This window comes from Dactylosporangium sp. NPDC050588, from assembly GCF_040654975.1.
GTDB classification, from domain to species: domain Bacteria; phylum Actinomycetota; class Actinomycetes; order Mycobacteriales; family Micromonosporaceae; genus Dactylosporangium; species Dactylosporangium maewongense.
This window is the reverse complement of record NZ_JBFAJA010000009.1, coordinates 14,731-34,201: the sequence shown is the minus strand read 5'-3', so window position 1 is coordinate 34,201 and position 19,471 is coordinate 14,731. Positions and strand designations below refer to the sequence as shown.

General features: G+C 72.1%; 20 protein-coding genes. 6 read left to right on the top strand and 14 right to left on the bottom strand.

All coding sequences use genetic code 11. The features are described from left to right. Positions 1-172 precede the first annotated feature (172 nt). Together AB0I21_RS07855 and AB0I21_RS07850 are read left to right on the top strand one after the other, a co-directional pair. On the top strand, positions 173-829 hold the full coding sequence (locus tag AB0I21_RS07855) for a CAP domain-containing protein (RefSeq protein WP_360559611.1): 657 nt from the start codon (positions 173-175) through the stop codon (positions 827-829). A gap of 26 nt (positions 830-855) precedes the next feature. After that, on the top strand, positions 856-1,620 hold the full coding sequence (locus AB0I21_RS07850) for a spherulation-specific family 4 protein (RefSeq protein ID WP_344507980.1): 765 nt from the start codon (positions 856-858) through the stop codon (positions 1,618-1,620). A 640-nt stretch (positions 1,621-2,260) separates the two neighbouring features. Here AB0I21_RS07850 and mutM read toward each other — a convergent pair. The 9 genes from mutM to rsmD form a co-directional block, all read right to left on the bottom strand. Beyond that, the gene (gene mutM, locus AB0I21_RS07845; protein WP_360559713.1) at positions 2,261-3,163 is read right to left on the bottom strand and encodes a bifunctional DNA-formamidopyrimidine glycosylase/DNA-(apurinic or apyrimidinic site) lyase; all 903 of its coding nucleotides are present in this window, start codon (positions 3,161-3,163) and stop codon (positions 2,261-2,263) included. A gap of 43 nt (positions 3,164-3,206) precedes the next feature. Further along, entirely contained in the window at positions 3,207-4,364 is a 1,158-nt protein-coding gene (locus AB0I21_RS07840; RefSeq protein WP_360559610.1) for a mannosyltransferase family protein, read from the bottom strand. 11 nt (positions 4,365-4,375) lie between these two features. After that, positions 4,376-5,095 carry a ribonuclease III gene (gene rnc / locus AB0I21_RS07835; protein ID WP_360559609.1) on the bottom strand — a complete coding sequence of 240 codons (720 nt, stop codon included), beginning with the start codon at positions 5,093-5,095 and terminating at the stop codon, positions 4,376-4,378. Further along, positions 5,092-6,153, bottom strand: coding sequence for a phosphate acyltransferase PlsX (locus AB0I21_RS07830; protein WP_360559608.1), 1,062 nt, complete (start codon positions 6,151-6,153; stop codon positions 5,092-5,094). The genes rnc and AB0I21_RS07830 overlap by 4 nt, the downstream gene beginning before the upstream one ends. 13 nt (positions 6,154-6,166) lie before the next feature. Beyond that, positions 6,167-6,340: a 50S ribosomal protein L32 gene (gene rpmF, locus AB0I21_RS07825; RefSeq protein ID WP_033357807.1), complete on the bottom strand. Its 174-nt coding sequence runs from the start codon at positions 6,338-6,340 to the stop codon at positions 6,167-6,169. 5 nt (positions 6,341-6,345) lie between these two features. Next, positions 6,346-6,909, bottom strand: coding sequence for a DUF177 domain-containing protein (locus tag AB0I21_RS07820; protein WP_360559607.1), 564 nt, complete (start codon positions 6,907-6,909; stop codon positions 6,346-6,348). A gap of 82 nt (positions 6,910-6,991) precedes the next feature. Next, a complete protein-coding gene (locus tag AB0I21_RS07815; RefSeq protein ID WP_344507992.1) occupies positions 6,992-7,492 on the bottom strand; it encodes a hypothetical protein in 501 nt (166 codons plus the stop codon). Between the two features lie 88 nt (positions 7,493-7,580). After that, on the bottom strand, positions 7,581-8,066 hold the full coding sequence (coaD, locus tag AB0I21_RS07810; protein ID WP_344507994.1) for a pantetheine-phosphate adenylyltransferase: 486 nt from the start codon (positions 8,064-8,066) through the stop codon (positions 7,581-7,583). 57 nt (positions 8,067-8,123) lie between these two features. Next, positions 8,124-8,690: a 16S rRNA (guanine(966)-N(2))-methyltransferase RsmD gene (gene rsmD / locus AB0I21_RS07805; RefSeq protein ID WP_360559606.1), complete on the bottom strand. Its 567-nt coding sequence runs from the start codon at positions 8,688-8,690 to the stop codon at positions 8,124-8,126. A 316-nt stretch (positions 8,691-9,006) separates the two neighbouring features. Between rsmD and AB0I21_RS07800 the strand changes: the two genes are divergently transcribed. Beyond that, a complete protein-coding gene (locus AB0I21_RS07800) occupies positions 9,007-10,314 on the top strand; it encodes a hypothetical protein (protein ID WP_360559605.1) in 1,308 nt (435 codons plus the stop codon). Between the two features lie 865 nt (positions 10,315-11,179). Here the strand turns inward: AB0I21_RS07800 and recG are convergent. Together recG and AB0I21_RS07790 are read right to left on the bottom strand one after the other, a co-directional pair. Further along, positions 11,180-13,378 (bottom strand): ATP-dependent DNA helicase RecG, encoded by a 2,199-nt coding sequence (recG, locus tag AB0I21_RS07795; RefSeq protein ID WP_360559604.1) that lies wholly within the window; start codon positions 13,376-13,378, stop codon positions 11,180-11,182. Between the two features lie 5 nt (positions 13,379-13,383). Beyond that, positions 13,384-15,561, bottom strand: coding sequence for a DAK2 domain-containing protein (locus tag AB0I21_RS07790; protein WP_360559603.1), 2,178 nt, complete (start codon positions 15,559-15,561; stop codon positions 13,384-13,386). Positions 15,562-15,778: 217 nt separating this feature from the next. Here AB0I21_RS07790 and rpmB point away from each other — a divergent pair, with 217 nt between their 5' ends. After that, positions 15,779-15,970 (top strand): 50S ribosomal protein L28, encoded by a 192-nt coding sequence (rpmB, locus tag AB0I21_RS07785; RefSeq protein WP_033357799.1) that lies wholly within the window; start codon positions 15,779-15,781, stop codon positions 15,968-15,970. Positions 15,971-16,054: 84 nt separating this feature from the next. On the opposite strand, the gene AB0I21_RS07780 is transcribed toward rpmB, so the two are convergent. Together AB0I21_RS07780 and AB0I21_RS07775 are read right to left on the bottom strand one after the other, a co-directional pair. Continuing rightward, complete coding sequence (locus tag AB0I21_RS07780; protein ID WP_360559602.1) at positions 16,055-16,522, bottom strand: GNAT family N-acetyltransferase; 468 nt, start codon at positions 16,520-16,522, stop codon at positions 16,055-16,057. 28 nt (positions 16,523-16,550) lie between these two features. Beyond that, positions 16,551-17,513, bottom strand: a complete 963-nt coding sequence (locus tag AB0I21_RS07775) for a thiamine-phosphate kinase (protein WP_360559601.1) — start codon at positions 17,511-17,513, stop codon at positions 16,551-16,553. A 163-nt stretch (positions 17,514-17,676) separates the two neighbouring features. On the opposite strand from AB0I21_RS07775, the gene AB0I21_RS07770 reads away from it, so the two are divergent. Both AB0I21_RS07770 and AB0I21_RS07765 read left to right on the top strand, forming a co-directional pair. Then, positions 17,677-17,910, top strand: coding sequence for an Lrp/AsnC ligand binding domain-containing protein (locus AB0I21_RS07770; protein ID WP_203846267.1), 234 nt, complete (start codon positions 17,677-17,679; stop codon positions 17,908-17,910). Next, complete coding sequence (locus tag AB0I21_RS07765) at positions 17,911-18,423, top strand: DUF3515 domain-containing protein (protein WP_344508012.1); 513 nt, start codon at positions 17,911-17,913, stop codon at positions 18,421-18,423. It abuts the gene before it with no gap. Between the two features lie 14 nt (positions 18,424-18,437). On the opposite strand, the gene AB0I21_RS07760 is transcribed toward AB0I21_RS07765, so the two are convergent. Then, positions 18,438-19,424, bottom strand: a complete 987-nt coding sequence (locus tag AB0I21_RS07760; RefSeq protein ID WP_360559600.1) for a D-alanine--D-alanine ligase — start codon at positions 19,422-19,424, stop codon at positions 18,438-18,440. Positions 19,425-19,471 lie beyond the last annotated feature (47 nt).

Below are 19,471 nucleotides of genomic sequence, written 5' to 3'. Positions count from 1 at the left end.
GATCACACCCCTGAAGCCGATCGTGGCAGTGTGCCACCAGTTGCTCGCAAGCGCCACTGCAAAGTAGCGTCGTGTCGAAGAAATTCCGCCTCACCCGTTTCAGATCACTCGCTCCGCCTCACCCGCGTCCGGCGCTCCGCACTGCTCGGCCCCCACCTGAAGGAGATCCCCGATGACCGCGCCGCAGCCTGGCTTGCTGGCCCGGCTCGGACCCACCGGCATCGCCGCGGCCGTCACGGCCGTCCTGATCCTCTTCGGCATCGGCGCGATGATCGTGCCCGCGCTGACCGACGGCGGGAGCGAGCCCTCGGCCGCCGCCGCGGCCGCCCAGCCCGCGCCCCCCGCCCCCGCGGCGGACACCTCCTCACCCACGGACGCCGCCACCAGCGCCGCCCCGACCTCCGCCGCCCCCACCTCGGCGAAGGCCACCCCGACCCTCAACGCCAGCTTCAACAGCGGCTACGAGGACCGGGTCGTGCAACTCGTCAACGGCGAGCGCCGCAAGGCCAGGTGTGAGGCGCTGCGGATGCACCCGCAGCTGCGTACCGCGGCCAGGGCACACAGCGCCGACATGTTCACCCACGACTTCAGCCGGTCACAGGGCAGCGACGGCAGCTCCCCGGCCGACCGCGCCCGCCAGGCCGGCTACAACGCCTTCGCCGGCGAGCTGGTCGCCAAGGGCGGCGACCCCGGTGACGTCGTCAAGGGCTGGCTGCGCGACAAGAGCGACCGCGAGATCCTGCTGGACTGCGCCACGAAGTCGATCGGCGTCGGCGCCGCCATGCGCGGCAAGACGCCCTACTGGACCGTGGACACCGGCCGTGCTTGAGGGGGCCCAGCATCGTTAGTCCGGTCGTGGACCGGGTTCCGACGCTCCTGCCACTGCGGGCGCATCCCCTCGCCCGGCCACACGCATGGGAGATCGTCGCGGGACACGGTTCCGCGTTCACCGTCGTCGTCGACGTGGCGGGCGGCCCCGGCAGCGGGCGCGACCCCGTCTACACGGCCGCCATGAGCAGGCTCGCCGCGGCCGGCGTCCGGCTGCTCGGCTACGTCGACGTCGACCTGTCCACCAGGCCGATCGAACAGATCCGCGCCGACGTGTACCGCTGGGCCGGCTATCCGGTCCGCGGCGTCTTCCTCGACAGGGTGCCGGTCAGCCCACACTCGATCGGCCCTGTCGCCATCGCCGCCCGGTTCGCCCAGCGCGCCGACCTGCCCGACGTGGTCCTCAACCCGGGCGGCCCGCCCGACCAGACCTACCGCGACCTCGGCCTGCCCATCTGCGTCTTCGACGGCAGCTGGCGCGACTACCGCCGCTGGAACGGCGCCGGCGCCCTCCCCGGCGACGGCCACCTCGTCCACGCGGTGCCGCCGTGGGAGCTCGACGAGGCCGCCCGCCTGCAGGTCGCCCGCGGCGCCGGCTTCGGCATGGTGACCGACCTGGGCTCCCCTGACCCGTACTCCGACCTGCCCGCCTGGTGCGGCCAGGTCCCCGGCCTCGCCGACCTCAACCCGCCGACCCCGCTCCCCCGCCGACCCCGCCCGCACCGCCTCACCAACACCGCCACTGCCACCACTGCCACCACCGCGGCCGCCAGAACAGGCCGCACGGGCTAGGCTACGCAGAGCGATAGTTCCATGATCAATTAGATCGGCCGATGTAAGGTGCAGTGAGAACTGCCAGGCACGGCACAGGCCTCCCCCGCTGCCCTCCACCAGCGACCGACCCTTCCCCGGCCTCGTCGACGGAATTGATCAAGCCCTTCGCGCACCCGCGACCGCCACCCACCTGCCGTGGCGCGCGGTAACCGCAGGTCGCCGTCCGACGCGGCACCACGCGGCAAGGCACGGCACGGCACGCAACGAACGCGGTCAGGCCAGCACCGCAACCCGGGCCGCCGAGTTCCAGCCAGGGACCAAGATCCGACACGTGGTTAGCGGAGTGAACGCTGACGCGGGGTCAGCGGAGCGAACGCGGACGCGGACGCGGGGTGAGCGCTGAAACGTCGTCAGCCGGGGTGAGCGCTGACGCGGCGTCGGCGCGGCGAGCGGAGTGAACGCTGACGCGTCGTCAGCCAGGGTGCGCGCTGACGCGTCGTCAGCCAGGGTGCGCGCTGACGCGGGGTCGGCGCGGCGAGCGGCGTGAGCACTGACACGTCGTCAGCCAGGGTGCGCGCTGACGCGGGGTCGGCGCGGCGAGCGGGGTGAACGCTGACGCAGGGTCAGCGCGGTGAGCGGGGTGAACGCTGACGCAGGGTCAGCGCGGTGAGCGGGGTGAACGCTGACGCAGGGTCAGCGCCGTGAGCGCTGACGCGACGGCACGGGGGCGGGGCTGGCAGCGGGGACAGGAGAAGGACGAGCGGTTCATGAACGACTCGCGGCGGATCGGGGTGCCGCAGCGGGGGCAGGGCAGGCCCTCGCGGCCGTATGCGTTGAGGGAGCGGTCGAAGTAGCCGCTCTCGCCGTTGACGTTGACGTAGAGCGCGTCGAAGCTGGTGCCGCCCTGGACGATCGCCTCGTTGAGGACGTCGCGGACGTGGCCGAGCAGGCGGCGTACGGCGGGGCGGGAGATCTGGTCGGTCGGGCGGGCGCCGTGCAGCTTCGCGCGCCAGAGTGCCTCGTCGGCGTAGATGTTGCCGACGCCGGAGATCAGGGTCTGGTCGAGCAGCGCGCGCTTGACGTCGGTACGGCGGCGGCGCAGGTTCTCCACGAACGCCTCGTCGGAGAAGGACGGGTCGACCGGGTCGAGCGCGATGTGGGTGAGCTCCACGGGTAGCACCGCGCCGCCGGCGGAGACCGCGAGGCCGCCGAAGGTGCGCTGGTCGACGAAGCGCAGCTCGGGGCCGTCGTCGTCGAACGTGAACCGGACCCGCAGGTGCACCTCCGCGGGTGCCTCGACCGGCTGCATGAGCAGCTGGCCCGACATGCCGAGGTGGCCGACGAGCGCGTCCTCGTCGTCGAGCGGCAGCCAGAGGTACTTGCCGCGGCGCTGGACCGCGCCGACGCGGCGGCCGGCGAGGACGTCGGCGAAGTGGACGGCGCCGGGCAGGTGGCGGCGGATCGCGCGCGGGTGCAGCACCTCGACGGTGGCGATGCGCCGGCCGGAGACCCACTTGTCGAGGCCGCGACGGACGGTCTCGACCTCGGGCAACTCGGGCATCATGCTCCAATGCGACGAAAGCCCCAAGGGGCAACAAGAAAGATCAGATGGCGTAGTGCCAGACGGTGATCAGGTAGGACCCGTACCACAGCCCGAACGCCGCGCAGCCCGACAACACTAGCGCCGCCGTCCGCGGCTTCGCCCGTCCGAGTGCGATCGCCGGCGGGACCAGGATCACCAGCACGGGGACCAGCAGCCGCGGCTTCGAGTGGTAGTAGCCGCCCTGGCCGAGGACCAGGACCAGCGCGATCAGGCCGTACACGAGCAGCGGCGGCCACACCCTCTGCGCCACCGCGATGGCGGCCAGCGCGACGACCCCGATGACCATCCAGGCGATGCTCACCTGGATCCAGCCCTCGCCGGTACGCAACGCGTCGCGCACGAAGTTGAAGGTGGACGTGCCGTAGTCGAACGTGGTGCCCCAGCCAGCGGTCTGGATGTCGAACCACGCGCCGAGGTCGCCGACCCGCATGCCGACCCACAGCAGGTAGCCGGGCACCCCCGCGAGGGCGACAGCGGCCGCGAGCACCGGATGCCAGATAGGAGGATTATCCGACAAATCCGATTTGTCAGACTTGTGGATCCGGTACACGGCCATCGCGGCGGCGACCGCCAGGCCGAGCGCGGCGGCGGCACCGGTCGGCCGGGACAGCGCCGCACCGAGGCCGAAGAGGCCGGCGAAGAGCCAATCGCCGCGGTGCGCGAACAGGAACATGCCGGCGACCATCGCGACGAACAGCGCCTCCGAGTACGCCATGGACAGCGCCATCGACATCGGCTGGGTGCAGAAGAGCGCGGTCAGGGCCACGCCGACCCGCTCGTCGTAGAGGCGGGTGCCCAGCGCGCACACGAGGATCGCGGCGAACGCGCCGGCGATCCACGCGACCGTGATCGCGGCGGTGCCGACCTCGAGGCCGGTCACCAGGTGCACGATGCGGACCAGCATCGGGTAGCCGGGGAAGAACGCCAGGCCGTTGCCCGTGAGCTGGCCCTCGGCGGTGTAGCTGTACCCGGTCGGGTACCCCTCCTCGGCGAGCCGGACGAAGTGCCCGCCGTCCCACGCGAGCAACCGGCTGCGGACCTCGCCGTTGTCGGCCATCCACCAGACCAGCAGCAGCTGGACAAGACGGCTCAGCGCGTACACCGCCAGCGGCAGAGCCCACAGGAACTGTGTTCTCGGCCGCCGCGCCACCTCAGTCACCGCGGTCATCGTCACCCTTCAGCGCCCCGGGGGGGCTCCGGGGGCCGCGCCGACAGCTCCCGCCAGGCTGCCTCGGCGGCCCGCTGCTCAGCTTCCTTCTTGCTGCCGCCCTGCGCGCCGCCGTAGCGGCGCTTGGCGACGATCACCCAGGCGGTGAACCGCTTGGCGTGGTCGGGGCCCTCCTCGTCGATGCGGTACTCGGGGACGCCGAGGCCGCGACCGGCGGTGAGCTCCTGGAGGCTGGTCTTCCAGTCAAGGCCGGCGCCGCGCAGCGCGGCCTCGGCCATCAGCTCGTCGAACAGCTTGTGGATCACCGTGGCGGCGGTGTCCAGGCCGTACTGGAGGTAGATCGCGCCGATGAGCGCCTCGAGCGTGTCGGCGAGGATGCTGGCCTTGTTGCGCCCGCCGGTCGCCTCCTCGCCCTTGCCGAGCAGCAGGAACGGGCCGATGCCCTCGGGGCCGAGCCGGCGGGCGACGTCGGCGAGGGCACGCATGTTGACCACGCTCGCGCGCAGCTTCGCCAGCTGGCCCTCGGCGAGGTCGGGGTGGTTCTTGAACAGCGCGGTGGTGATCACCACGCCGAGCACGGCGTCGCCGAGGAACTCGAGCCGCTCGTTGGTGGGCAGGCCGCCGTTCTCGTAGGCGTACGAGCGGTGCGTGAGCGCCCTGCGGAGCATGTCGGGGTCGAAATCCACCTCGAAGGCGGACTCGAGTGGGGTCGGGTTTTTCACGAGCGCTCTCCCAATGCGTCACGGATGGTGAGGCCGCCGGCCGAGGAGAGTTCGGTCAGCAGTTCGTCGGCGAGCCCGGCGACCGCGGGGATGATCCGCTCGCGGTGCAGGCGCGCGGCGAGGGCGATGCCGGAGGCGATGTCGGGACCGTCGGCGGAGCCGTGGCAGACCACGACGGCGCCGGCGACGCCGAGCAGTGCGGCGCCTTTGCTGGCGGCTGCCACATGTGGCGCTTCGACCGCTTCTGTGCGGTGTGCGGCGACTGTACTGGCGGCCGTCGCACCTTCGATGCCCTTGAGCAGGATGTTGCCGGTGAAACCGTCGGTGACGATCACGTCGGCCGGGCCTCCGCGGGGCACGTCGTGGCCCTCGACGAGGCCGATGTAGCGCCCGCCGGCGGGCAGGACGGTGTCGGACAGCGCGACGGCGACGGCCCGGCGGAGCCGGTCGCCCTTTCCGGGCTCGCTGCCGATGGACAGCAGCCCGACGCGCGGGTCGGTCACGCCGAGGGCCACCTTGGCGTAGGCGGCGCCGAGGACCGCGTGCTGGACGAGCTCCAGCATCGTGCCGTCGATCGTCACGCCCACGTCGAGCAGCAGCACCGGGCCGTGCGGGGTGGGCACGTGCGCGGCGAGGCCGGGGCGTCGTACACCGCGGAGCCGCCCCAGCACGTGGGCCGACGCGGCGACGGCGGCGCCGCTGGATCCGGCGGAGACCATCGCGTCGGCGCGGCCGGCGTAGACGGCCTCCGCCGCGGCGCGCACGGTGGACTCCCGCCTGACGTGGCGCATCGGGGCGTCGCCCATGCCGACGGTGCGGTCGACCACGCTGACGCTGACGCGCTCGCGGTCATGGACCGCGAGCGCGCCGATGACCTCGTCGGCCGACTCGCGCGGCCCTACGAGGAGCAGATGCAGGTCTGGATCGGCGCTGCACGCGCGCAGAGCGCCGTCAACCACGACGGCGGGAGCACTGTCCCCGCCGAGGAGGTCGACGGCGATCCGCGCGGTGCCGGACGGGGGCTGCCCGCCGTGCGGCGACCTGTCGGATCGCGTCACCCGGATCCGGAAATCAGACCTCGATGACCTGACGGCCGTTGTACGTGCCGCAGACCGAGCACGCAGCGTGAGGCAGCTTCGGAGAGCGGCACTGCGGGCACGGCTGCGTCTGCACCGCGACGGCTTTCCACTGGCTCCGGCGCGACCGGGTGTTGCTGCGCGACATCTTCCGCTTGGGAACGGCCACGGGTCTTACTCCTCTGAGTGCTGGATCTGGGTCAGGGCGGCCCAGCGCGGGTCGAGCTGCTCGTGGCCGTGGCCGGCGGGCAACTCATCCAGCGGCACCCCGCAGTCGGGGCACAGCCCTGGGCAGTCTTCACGGCACACGGGATTGGCGGTCAGGGAGAGCACCACCGCGTCCCGCAGTGCCGGCTCCAGGTCGATCAGGTCGCCCTGCAGCCTTCCGACCTCGTCCTCGTCGGTCGTCTCGTCCGTGGTGCTGTGCTCATAGGCATAGAACTCTTGGATCGGGACTTCCAACGTGTCGCTGATCGGGCGCAGGCAGCGTCCGCACTCGCCCACCAGCGGGCCGGTGACGGTGCCGGAGACGAGAACGCCTTCTGACACCGACTCCATCCGCAGCTGGAGGTCGAGCTCGGCGCCCGCAGGCACGCCGATCAGCTCCAGACCGAGGTCCTCGGGTGCCGGCACTTGGCGCGACACCGCATGAAGAGCGCCCGGTCGTCGCGGCAGGTCTCTCGTCTCGAGGACCAGCGGCTTCCGGGGATCCAGTTGCGGGTGCGGTTGATGTGGCATCTTCAGACTCCGGCCAGGCAGGGCCGACGGACAAGGCTACCCGAGCGGCAGATCTCCCGTCGAATCGCCCCTGCCCGTCGGGTCAGAAAGGCAGCGGCCGGTCGTCGTCGCCGGACGGTGTGAAAGAGCCTATCTCGCGCAGCGCGTGCATCTTGTCGCGGCCACGCTCGATCGAGGCGAGCGATCGGGTGAGGAACTGCTCGAAGTTGGCGAGGGCCGTGTCGACATAGTCGTCGACCTCGTCGCGGAGCCGCTGGGTCTCGGCCCGCGCCTCGTTGATCATGCGAGACGCCTCGTGCTCGGCGGAGACGACGATCTCGTTGATCGACACGAGCCGGTTGTGCTCCTGCTCCGCCTCGGTGATGATCCGCTCGGCCTCGCGGCGCCCCGCGTCGACGATCTTGTCCCGCTCGTCGAGCAGCGCGGTGGCACGCCGAAGCTCACCCGGCAGGTCGGCGCGCAGCTGGTCGAGCAGGTTGATCATCTCGGCGCGGTCGGCCACGAAGTTGCTCCGCGACATCGGTGCCGACCGTGCACCCTCGACCAGCGCGATGATCTGGTCGATGCTCTCGAGCGGATCCACTTGCGGTCACTCCCTGTCCCCACGGCAAACAACGACACCATCATGCGGCCCAAACCATGATGCCGCTCCATCGCCACACGGAAAGCTTTCAGTTTCCGGGTTTCGCGAGCCGCTCGCGCAGCCGGTTTGCCACAAGGTCGGGCACATGCGGCGAAACGTCGCCGCCCCATTTCGCGACCTCTTTGATGAGGCTCGACGAGACGAATGAGTACTTCGGGTTGGTCGGCATGAAGAGCGTCTCGATGGCGCCGAGCCCGTAGTTCATCTGGGCCATCTGCAGCTCGTAGTCGAAGTCACCGGCGACCCGCACGCCCTTGACGATCGCGCTGACGTCGTTGGCCCGGCAGAAGTCGACCAGCAGCCCTTGGAAGACGTCGACCCGCACGTTGGTGTACGGCGCCGTCACCTCCGCGAGCATCTCCTGCCGCTCCTCGACCGTGAACAGCCCCGCCTTGCTCGTATTGATCAGCACGGCGACGACGACCTCATCGAACATCTTCGACGCGCGTCCGACGATGTCCAGATGTCCGTTGGTCACCGGATCGAACGAACCCGGACACACCGCGCGCCTCATTGCACCAGCCCAAGCCTCATGAGCGGGGACCGTACCAAAGCCGCCCGGCCGCCCGCTTCACGTGCCCGGCTCGCGTTCCGCATACCACAGCGTCGTCTCCCCGTAGCGCCGCTCGGCGCGCTGCCGCAGGCCCTCGGGCCAGCGCATCGGGGCGCCGCGGCTGCTGCGCTCGACCACCACGACAGCGCTGGCAGCGAGCCATCGCGCGACCAGCGCGTCCAGGACCGCACCCACCTTCTCGTCGGTCACGGCGTACGGCGGGTCGACGAACACCACGTCGTAGCGCTCGTCGGGCTCCTGCTGGAGCAGCCGCTCGACCTTGTCCGCGACCAGCTTCACGGTGCCGCCGACGCCGAGGGTGGCGATGTTGGCCCGCACGATCCTGGCGGCCTTGGCGTCACTCTCGGCGAGCAGCACGTGGGCGGCGCCGCGCGAGCACGCCTCGAACCCGACGGCGCCGGATCCCGCGTACAGGTCGGCGAACCGGGACCCGTCGAGGTCGACCATGGCCTCCAGGCTGCTGAAGAGGGCCTCCCGGACCCGGTCGGAGGTCGGCCGGGTCCCCTGCCCCGCGGGGACCGTCAGGCGCCGGCCGCCGAGCGCGCCGGCCACGATGCGTGTCACGCCGTCCAGCCTAGGCTCGCCGTCGACGTGACCCGCGCCACTCCCAATTCGGACTTTTCCGATTTTTCATTGTGTACTGCGATTCAATCCGGCATGACTACTCTGCGTGCTTGATCACGGAGAGTGATGTGCCGTCCAGCAGGGCTTTTCAGCGTTGCGTAGCTGATCTTACGCTGATTGCAGTCGCGACAAAACGTCACGACTACCCATGAATTGGGGAGACGTAGATCCGGGCCGAGCACAATCGGTCACCGCTTTGCGGCCCGGGGAGTCAGTGGTGAGACCGCCCCCAGAATTGCGATGTTGGGGGCACGTCTTGCGTAAGACCCTGCTCGTTTTCGGTAGCACGCTGCTGTTCGGCGGCGCCTTCGCCGGCACCGCGTTCGCCTCGTCGGCCATCTCCGGCACGTCCTGCACCCCGGCGTCCTCGGCCACCTACCGGCACACGTTCGACGGCCCGGCCGGCACCGCGACGATCACCTCGACCGCTGCCCTGTGCTCCGGCGAACGGCAGGCCTTCACGCTCGTCTCCTACACCGCCCCGTCGAAGTCCTTCGGCAACCCGCAGTTCGTCTACGCCACCGACACCGCCGCGATCACCGCCACCACACCGTCGATCACCCTCCGCGTCGACGTCCCCGGCTGCTACACCCAGGTCGACACCGTCTTCGGCACCAATGTGATCAACCCCATCGTCGACGGCGGCCCCCGCTACGGCACGACGAAGCTCGGCGACACCGCCGCTCCCGGCAGCCGCTCGGCGGGCGTGCGCGCCTGGTACAACGGCGGCACCACGACCTGCACCCCCCAGCCGGCCGCGACCTTCACCGCCGACTGCGACGGCACCCTGACCGCCCACCTCGCCAACTCCCCCACCGCCGACGTGGACGCCGTCTTCGACCTCCCCGGCGGCCTCGTCCGGGTCGCCCCGGGCACGACCCGCGACGTGCCGGTGGCCGCCAAGCAGGTGACGGTCCGCGACAACACGTTCAAGACGGTGACCGCCACCTGGACCGCCCCGTCCTCCTGCGACACCCCCACCACCTCCCCGTCCGTCTCTCCCTCCACCTCGCCGTCCGCCTCCCCCTCCGCTTCCCCGTCGACCTCTCCGTCCACCTCCGAGCCGACCACCACATCGCCTTCCACCTCAGAGTCCGTCTCCCCGTCGGCGTCCGCTCCAATCCCCACTTCTCCGCCGGCATCCGTCGCCCCCTCGGCGACCGCGTCGGATCCGGCCACCGCCACACCCTCCGCGTCGACGTCGACCCCCACCTCACCGTCGGGGTCCGAGACCACCACCGCTCCGGCCACACCGTCCCCCACCGCGACGACCTCCACCTTCCCGACCGCATCCCCGTCCACCTCAGCCCCGCAGACGAACAACCCGGTCGAGACCGTCACCGAGATCACCCCCACCAACGGCAACGGCAACGGCAACGGCAACGGCAACGGCAACGGCAACACCGTGACCCCGACCACGACCACCCCCGCCACCTCGAGCAGCCTCCCGGTCACCGGCTCCAACGCCACCGTCCTCGGCGGCGCCGCCATCTTCATGATCGCGTTCGGCGGCGGCCTGATCCTCCTCAGCCGCCGCCCCCACCGCGGCCGCCACGCCGCCTGACCCGCCCCCACAAAAACGTCGATCAATACCCCGAATTGCCCCATTCCCTCCATAGACACCGCGCGATCCACCCACACTTTGAAGATCATTTCGTGGGTGGATCGCGCAACGTCAATTTCCCAAAAGCCACAGATCCGGGCATTGACCAACGTCTACAGCCACCCCGACCACGCCGATCCGACCGGCCCGGTCCACGGCGGCCACCTGAGCCCAAGTACCGGACCACAATGTGGATGGCCGCTGATGAGGCCACAGCACCGCACCGCCACCGGCGCGGTCCCGACCGTCTGCCTCACCCACACGTTCGGCAGACCATTCTGGCGGCAGATCCAGACCCTGGCAGACCCGCCCCTGTGCCACGCCGTCCCCGGACGCACCCTGCTACTGCAAGCACAGGCCCGGCCACGAGCACCGCAGACACAACCCCGGATGCCCTCGCCGACACCACATGGCTCAGCACCGGCCCGGGCATCGCAGTCGCAGCCCCCGTCATCCCTGCCCGGACACCCCGCCACCAGCACCGCACGCGCAGGCCGGCCATAGACACCGCAGACGCATGGCGGCTCGGGCACTGCAGAGCAGCCCCACCACGCCCCCGAGCACACCCGCCACGGACATCGCAGGCACGCCACCGACCACAACCACAGCCCGCCACGCCCCAAACGCCCCAAACGCCCCAAACGCCCCGGCACAACCACCACAGCTACCGCGCCGCCACGCCCTCCCCGGACGCACACCTCGCCACCCACACCGCGAGCGGAGGGCCGGCCACGGACACCGGAGGCTCGCGACGGCGTGGTCGGCTGGTGGGGCACGGGCCCGACCGTCCGATCACCCCGCTCCGGCGGGAGCGGGCAGGGGCGGGTCAGCCCTTCTCGAGGTACTCGGCGCGCTCCTCGTCGACGAGTTGGGTGACGGTGGCGGCGAGGCCGGGGTGGCGGGTCAGCTCGCGGTCGTCCTCCAGCAGCTCGAACGCCTCGGCGCGGGCGTCGCCGATCAGTTCGGCGTCGCGGAGCAGCGACAGGAGCTTCAGGTGGGAGCGGCGGCCGGACTGGGTGGCGCCCAGGACGTCGCCCTCGCGGCGTTGCTCGAGGTCGAGCTCGGCGAGCTTGAAGCCGTCCGTCGTGGAGGCCACCGCGTCCAGGCGGGTGCGGGCCGGGGTGCCCTCGACGGACTCGGTGACGAGGAGGCACAGGCCGGCGGCGCTGCCCCGGCCGACCCGGCCGCGGAGCTGGTGCAGCTGGGAGACGCCGAAGCGGTCCGCGTCGAGGATCATCATGACGGTCGAGTTGGGGACGTCGACGCCGACCTCGATGACCGTGGTGGCGACCAGCACGTCCAGGTCGCCGGCGGCGAACGAGCGCATGACCGCGTCCTTCTCGTCGGCGGGCAGGCGGCCGTGCAGGATGCCGATCCGCAGGCCGTGCAGCGGGCCCTCCGCCAGCTGCGGCGCGACGTCGAGCACGGCCAGCGGCGCCCGGCGGTCGTCGTCGCCGGGTGCGAGGGCCAGGTCCTCGCCGTCGGACTTGGCGTCGCCGATGCGGGGGCAGACGATATACGCCTGGTGGCCGGCCGCCACCTCCTCGCGGATGCGGCGCCACGCCCGGTCCAGGAACGCGGGCTTGTCCGTGGCCGGCACGACGTGCGAGGCGATCGGGGAGCGGCCGTTGGGCAGCTGGCTGAGCACCGAGGTCTCCAGGTCGCCGAAGACCGTCATCGCCACGGTGCGCGGGATCGGCGTCGCCGTCATGACCAGCACGTGCGGCGGCTGGTCGGCCTTGGCGCGCAACGCGTCGCGCTGCTCGACGCCGAAGCGGTGCTGCTCGTCGACGACGATGAGGCCCAGGTCCTTGAACGCGACCCCCTCGTACAGCAGCGCGTGCGTGCCGACGATGATGCCCGCGGCGCCGGAGCCGATCTCCTCCAGGACCTTGCGCTTGGCGGCGGCGCCGAGCGAGCCGGTCAGCAGCGCGACCCGGGTCGCGTCGGGGGCGGCGTCGAGCTCGCCGGCGCGGGCCATGCCGCCGAGCAGGTTGATCACGTTGCGGTGGTGCTGGGCGGCGAGGACCTCGGTCGGGGCGAGCATCGCGGCCTGCCCGCCGGCGTCGACGACCTGCAGCATGGCCCGCAGGGCGCAGACGGTCTTGCCGGAGCCGACCTCGCCCTGCAGGAGCCGGTGCATCGGATGGGGGCGGGCCAGGTCGGCCGCGATCTCGTTGCCGACGTCACGCTGGCCGCGGGTCAGCTCATACGGCAACAGCCCGTCGAACGTCGCCAGCAGCCCGTCGTCGCGCAGCGGCCGGGCCCGGGCGGGCCAGTCGGCGGCGCGGTGCTTGCGCTGCACCAGGGTCAGCTGGAGCGCGAACGCCTCGTCCCACTTCAGCCGGCGCCTGGCGAAGTGCAGCGACTCGCGGGACTCCGGCCGGTGGATCTCGCGGAGGGCCTTGTCGAGGGACGAGAGCTTCCGCTTGGCGCGCACCGTCGCCGGCACGGGGTCCGGCGTGGGCGGCAGCACGTCCAGCACGGTGCGCACGGCGGCCGCGATCCGCCACGTCGGCACCTTCGCCGTCGCCGGATACACCGGGATGATCGCGCCCGCGAACTCCTCGACGCTCTCCTCCCCCTCGGCGCCGTCGAGCAGGATGTAGTCGGGCTGGTTGAGCTGCAGCTTGCTCTGGAACCGGCCGACCTTGCCGGAGAACAGCCCCCACCGCCCGGGCCGCAGCTGCGACTCCCGCCACGGCTGGTTGAAGAACGTCACGCTCAGCTCGCCGCCGCTGTCGTCGCCGACGACGACCTCCAGCAGCGACCCGCGCTTGCCGGCGGTCTTGCCCCGCTGCTGCACGAACGTCCGCGACGACACCCGCTTCACCTGCCCGAACACCGTGACCTCGGTGTCCATCTCCAGGGACCGGATGTCGGTGTGCTCGCCGCGTTCCTCGTACCGCCGCGGGAAGTGATACACGAGGTCACCCACGGTGTGCAGGTTGAGGCTGTCGGCGAGCAGCTTCGCGCCGTTGCCGATCACCTTCTGCAGCGGCGTGGTCAGGTCGATCTCGGTCACCGGTCTCACTCCACCCCGACCAGCAGCGGATAGTGCGGCTGGTCTCCCTCATAGCACTGCACCTCGACGAACGGCCACGCCCCCGCGACATGCCGCCGCAGCGTCTCCCCCAGCCCCGGCGGCGCCCCCTGCCCCGCGATGAGGGTGACCAGCTCCCCGCCGGCCAGCAGCATCCGGTCGAGCAGCAGGCACGCGGTGCGCTCCAGGTCCTGCCCGATGAGGTTGACCTCCCCGTCGACGATGGCGAGCACGTCACCGAGCTGGCACCGCCCGGCGACGGTGAGCGCCTCCCGGGCCGCGACCGTCAGCTCCGCCGACCTGCACCGGGCCGCGGCCTCCGCCATCGCGATCACGTCGTCCTCGAACCTGCGCCCGGTGTCCCGCACCGCCATCGCCGCCAGCGCCTGCACCGGCGACCGGGTCGGCACGACACCCGCCCGGATCCCGGCCGTCCTGGCCTCGGCCGCAGCCGCCGTGGCGACGGCGAGGACGTTGGCGTCGTTGGGCAGGACGACCACCCTGCCCGCGCCCGTCGCCCGGATCGCCGCGAGCACCTCCGCCATCGACGGCGTCCCGGTCACCACCGTGGCCCCCTCGGCCGCGAGCAGCTCAGCGAGCCCTCGCCCGGTGCACACGACGACGATCCCCGAGCCGGCACTCTCGTTTTCGGTCGCGGCCGGCGTACGGACGGTGCCCTCCGACCCGATCGCGCCCACCGGACCGGACGGCGCTGCCGCGTCGGCCGACCGCCGCTCAGCGATCTGCTCGGCGAACCGCGTCACGGTGATCCTGCTGGGCCGCCCCGCCACGATCCCGGCCTCGATCGCCGCCCCGACGTCGTTGACGTGGACGTGCACGTGCCAGGTCGGCTCGTCACCGACGACGACCAGCGAGTCACCGAGGGCGCCCAGCACCTCCCGCAGCGGCTCGATCGCGGCGGCCGGGGCGTCCAGCAGGAACTGCACCTCATAGCCGAACTCGACCGACCCCGCCTCACGCTCCATCACCCCACCTGGATCGGCGACCCGGGCCGGCACGTCGACCGGAACCGGCGGCGTCTCCCCCGTCAGCGAGGTCACGAACGCCTCCAGCAGCACCACCAGCCCGCGCCCCCCGGCGTCGACCACCCCCGCCCTGGCCAGCGCCGGCAGCTGCTCAGGCGTGCGCGCGAGAGCCACCCGGGCCCCTTCCGCCGCCGCCCGCGCCACCTCCACCACTCCGCCCCGACCCGCCCCGCCCCCGAGCTCCCACAACGCCCCGCCAGCACCAACCGACGCCGCCCCGGCCGCGGAGCCCGCCGACGACCCACCGGAGCCCGCCGCCTCACCACCGCCCCCCGACAACGACCCACCGGAACCCGCCGCCTCACCATCAACCCCCGACAACGACCCACCGGAACCCGCCGGCTCACTACCGCCCCCCGGCAACCCGCCGACGCTCCCCAGCTCACCACCGAACCCCGCAGACGACGCCCCGGAGCCCACCAGCTCACCGCCGGAATCCCGCGACGACCCACCGGAACCCGCCGCCTCGCCACCGACCCGCGCCGACAACCCGCCGGACCCCACCAGCTCACCCCCGGAACCCCGCAATGATCCACCGGAACCCCGCGACCCACCCCCGGCCCCCGGCGACCCGCCACCGACCCCAGGCGACGACCCACCCGCCGCGGACGGCTCACCGCCGGCCGACAACGGCTCACCGCCGGGACCGCTCGACCCGCCGGCCGAGACCCGCGACGACGCGCCGGCAGCCGCCCGGGCCGCGGCCGACGCCACCGACAGGACCGTGCCCTCCACGGGGGCCGCCACCGCCGCATACGCCGACGCCGCGGCCCGCTCCAGCGCCGCCGCCAGCTCGGCCGGCCCGATCGCCCGCGTCGAGGCCAGGGACGTGGCGAGGCCCTTGAGCAGCTGGGCCAGGATGATGCCCGAATTGCCCCGGGCGCCCAGCAGCGCGCCCCTCGCCGCAACCGCGAGCAGCTCCCCGGCGCTGGAGGAGCCGGGCGCGGCCTCCACGGCAGCCGTGGCGGCGGACATGGTCAACGCCAGGTTGGTCCCCGTGTCGCCGTCAGGCACGGGATAGACGTTGAGGGCGTCGATCTCGGACCGGTGCCGGCGCAGCGCGTCGAGGCCGGCGGCACACCACCGGCGAACAGCAGCAGCATCGACATTCACTGGCACGCGCCGAGCCTATCGGCGACCACCGACAATTTCCCCGCTCACCACCCGAGCCCCAGGAAAGCGACCCCGGCAAGGCCCGATTGGGAGTCAGCGGGGCTCATCAGGTAACCTTGCGGGGTTGCCCGCCGGTCGACCGGTCGGCGACACCTGGAGCCCGCCCCCGGCCCGGCCGGTGGAGGGGTCCAGCCCGAGACGCAATCAATCCCAGGAGATCCCCGTGGCTAGCGTGTGCGACGTCTGCGGCAAGGGACCGGGCTTCGGCCACAACGTGTCCCACTCGCACCGGCGGACCAACCGCCGTTGGAACCCCAACATTCAGACGGTGCGCACCCCGGCCGGTGGCGGCACCACGCGGAAGGTGCAGGCATGCACCTCCTGCCTCAAGGCCGGCAAGGTCGTTCGCGGCTGATCGCCTGCACCAGCAGCAAGAGCACCACAAGCACAGCACCAGCAGCAAAAAGGCCCCGCCATCGGCGGGGCCTTTTTCAACGCGCTACAGCGACCGCCCGAACGACCGCACGCTCGGATAGCCCTTGTAGTGCCCGAAGTCGGGGATCAGCGCGTAGCCGGCCGACTCGTACAGGGCCATCGCCTCCGGCTGCGCCGTGCCGGTCTCCAGCCAGACCCGCTTCCGCCCGGCCGCGCGGGCCGAGTCCTCGACCGCCGTGATCAGCCGCCGGGCCAGGCCGAGCCCGCGGAACGCCGGGTCCACGTAGAGCCGCTTGAGCTCTGCGGTGCTCTCGTCCTCGGCGAAGGTCCGCCAGCCGCAGCACCCCGCCGGCGCGTGGTCGACGTACGCGACGAAGAAGCCGCCCAGCGGCGGGTCGAAGTCACCGGGCTCGATGGGGGTGGTGTCCCCCGATCCGCCGTAGCGCACGCTCAGGTCGGCGAGCGTGGCACTGATGAGTTCGGTGGCGACCCGCGAGCCGTAGCGGGTCAGTCGAATGTCGAGCTCAGTCACGCGTAAAGGGTATAGAAGCGATCACTCGTTACCGGAAGTGGTCCCAGCCTGGGGCTCCACCGGCGTACCGCCTACCGTCGACGGTCACGCCGTCACCGGCGGTGAACAGGCTGGCCGGTAGGACCTCGCCGATGACGCGCCAGTCGTCGGGAAGCTCCACGGACGACGGGAAGGTGGCGGCGAGCGCGTGGTCGTCCCCGCCGGCGAGGATCCAGCCGTACGGGTCGACGCCGAGCGCCGTCGCCGCGTCACGCATCTGCTCGGGCACGACGAACGCGGACCGGCGCAGGTCGATCCCGACGCCGCTGGCGGTCGCGATGTGGCCCAGGTCGGCGAGCAGGCCGTCGGAGACGTCGATCATGGAGGTGGCGCCGAGGAGGGCGCCGGACGGACCGGCGGCGTACGGCACCTGCGGCCGGCGGTGCGCCTCCACCAGCAGCTTCGGGGAGCGGAAGCCGCGGGAGAGGATGGTGTACCCGGCTGCCGCGTACCCGATCCGGCCGCACACCGCGACCACGTCGCCGGGGCGGGCGCCGGTGCGCACCAGGGGATCGCGGCCCTCCAGGTGGCCCAGGGCCGTCACCGCGATGGTCAGGGTCGGGCTCGCGGACATGTCGCCGCCGACGACGACCGCGCCGACCTTGCCCGCCTCCGCGGCGAGACCGTCCGCGAGCTCCTCCGCCCAGGTGATCTCCAGGTTCGCAGGGGTACAGAGCGCGACGAGCAGCGCCGTCGGCCGGGCCCCCATGGCGGCGATGTCGGCGAGGTTGGCGGCGGCGGCGCGGTGGCCGATGTCGCGGGCGGAGGACCAGTCGCGGCGGAAGTGCCGGCCGTCCACGAGCACGTCGGTGCTGGCCAGGACCCGGCCGTCAGGCGCCGCGACCAGGGCCGCGTCGTCGCCGGGCCCCAGCAGGACCACGGGCGAGGGCGCCCCGAGCCGGGCCGTCACCCGTGAGATGAGCCCGAACTCCCCGGCGGTTGCAACGGTCACCCGTCCTCCAAAGCAAACAGAAAGCTGAACATTGAATGCGCGATGTTGCGGGTAACGCAGCGTGTTGTGGCACGATCACGCACGGCTGCTGGTCCGCTGTATCCCATGGTGCGGTAGGTTCAGCGCTGATCAGCGCTCGCGCGGCGCAGGAAGGAGTCGTGTCGTGGTACAGGCATACATCCTGATCCAAACAGAGGTCGGCAAGGCACGCGATGTGGCGACCGCCATCCAGGAGCTGACCGGGGTCGTCCGGGTGGACGCGGTCACGGGGCCGTATGACGTGGTGGTGCTCACGGAGGCGCGCAGCGTCGACGAGCTGGGCAAACTGATCGTCAGCAACGTGCAGTTGGTGCCCGGCATCACCCGCACGCTGACGTGCTCGGTGGTGCACTTATAGATGACGGCGAAGAGCCCCGCCAGGATCGCCACCGTCGCCGCGATCCCCGTCGCGCTGCTGGTCGGCGTCCTGGCGTTCTGGCTGCTCGGCGGCTTCCCCAAGGCGGAGGCCACCGGCACCGTCCGCACCGACGCCGTGGCCATGGACGAGGCCACGACGGTGGTCTGCCGTGCGCTTGTGGCACGCATGCCGGAGACCCTCGGCGGGCTGCACCGGCGTCCGGTCAGCGCCGGCACCGAGCAGCACGTGGCCTTCGGCGACCCGGCGATCGTGCTGTCCTGCGGCACGGTCGGTAAGCGGGCGGTCCCGCGCGACGCCCAGCTGCTGGGCGTCTCCGGCGTCTGCTGGTATCCGGAGGAGCACAAGCAGGAGACCGTCTGGACGACGATCGACCGCCAGGTCCCGCTGCGGGTCGTGGTGCCGAAGAAGGCCGACGGTTCGTGGCTGTCACACCTGTCGGCGCCGATCACCGAGACGGTGCCCTACGAGGACCCGGGCACGACGCACTGCTGAGCGCCCGACTCAGGTCAGTGCAGGCCCGTCCCACGCCGCACCGCCGCCTTGACCAGTTGCGTGATCAGGGTGGTGTACGCGACGCCGCTGGCCTGCCACACCACGGGAAACGCCGCTCCGGGGTCGAAGCCGGGCATGGTGTCGATCCGGTCGAACAGGACGTCGCCGCCGGAGGTGACCGTGCACTCGACCATGGCCAGCCCGGCGCAGTCGAGGGTGACGAACGCCTCCACGGCGAGGTCGCGGGTGCGGCGCTCGACGGCACGGTCGAGGTCGGCCGGCGCGGTCACCCGGCCGTCGACGATCTCGCCGGGCACGCTGGACTCGGGCTGCCCCGAGGTGTCGAGGACGCCGACGGTGACCTTGCGGCCGGCGGGGGCGGCGGCGACGACCACCTTCGCGTCGACGGCGCGGGCCGCGGCGACCGCGGCGGGCAGCTCGGCCCAGTCGGTGATCTCCGTCATGCCACCGGCACCGCGGGCGGGCCGGACGACGACGGGCAGCCCGAGCCGCTCCCGGTCGGCACCGGCGACGTCCGAGGAGTCCCTGAGCACCACGTAGGGCGCGACGGGCAGCCCCGACGCCACGGCCAGCTTGCGCAGGAAGTCGTGGTCCATCGCCACCGACGCGGCGAGCACGCCGGAGCCGACGTAGGGCAGGTCCGCCATCTCGAGAAGGCCCTGGATCGTGCCCTCCTCGCCGAAGACGCCCTGCAGGACGGGGAACACCACGTCGACGCCGCCGAGCCGGGCCACCCCGTCGCGGGCGTCGACCACGGTGACGGCGGCGCCGGCTGGCACCAGATCCGTGGACGCCGGCGAGGAGCCCGCCGCCGCGCCGAGCACCCAGCGACCCTCCCGGGTCACCCCGATCGGCACGATCTCGAACTCGTCGGTGTCGAGGGCGTCGAGGAGGTCGGCGGCGCCGACGCTGGACATGGCGTGCTCGGTGCTGCCGCCGCCGAACACGACGGCGACCCGGGTCTTCTCTGGCGTTTCCACGCCGCCGACCCTAACCGCAAGGTCAAGCTCGCGCTGCCGGCTGGTCG

What these genes read in the sequence shown, in the direction of transcription:
- AB0I21_RS07855 (WP_360559611.1), top strand. Translation starts at nt 173, where the DNA reads ATGACCGCGCCGCAGCCTGGCTTGCTGGCCCGGCTCGGACCCACCGGC.
- mutM (WP_360559713.1), bottom strand. Translation starts at nt 3,163, where the DNA reads ATGCCCGAGTTGCCCGAGGTCGAGACCGTCCGTCGCGGCCTCGACAAG.
- AB0I21_RS07820 (WP_360559607.1), bottom strand. Translation starts at nt 6,909, where the DNA reads ATGCCACATCAACCGCACCCGCAACTGGATCCCCGGAAGCCGCTGGTC.
- coaD (WP_344507994.1), bottom strand. Translation starts at nt 8,066, where the DNA reads ATGAGGCGCGCGGTGTGTCCGGGTTCGTTCGATCCGGTGACCAACGGA.
- AB0I21_RS07765 (WP_344508012.1), top strand. Translation starts at nt 17,911, where the DNA reads ATGACGGCGAAGAGCCCCGCCAGGATCGCCACCGTCGCCGCGATCCCC.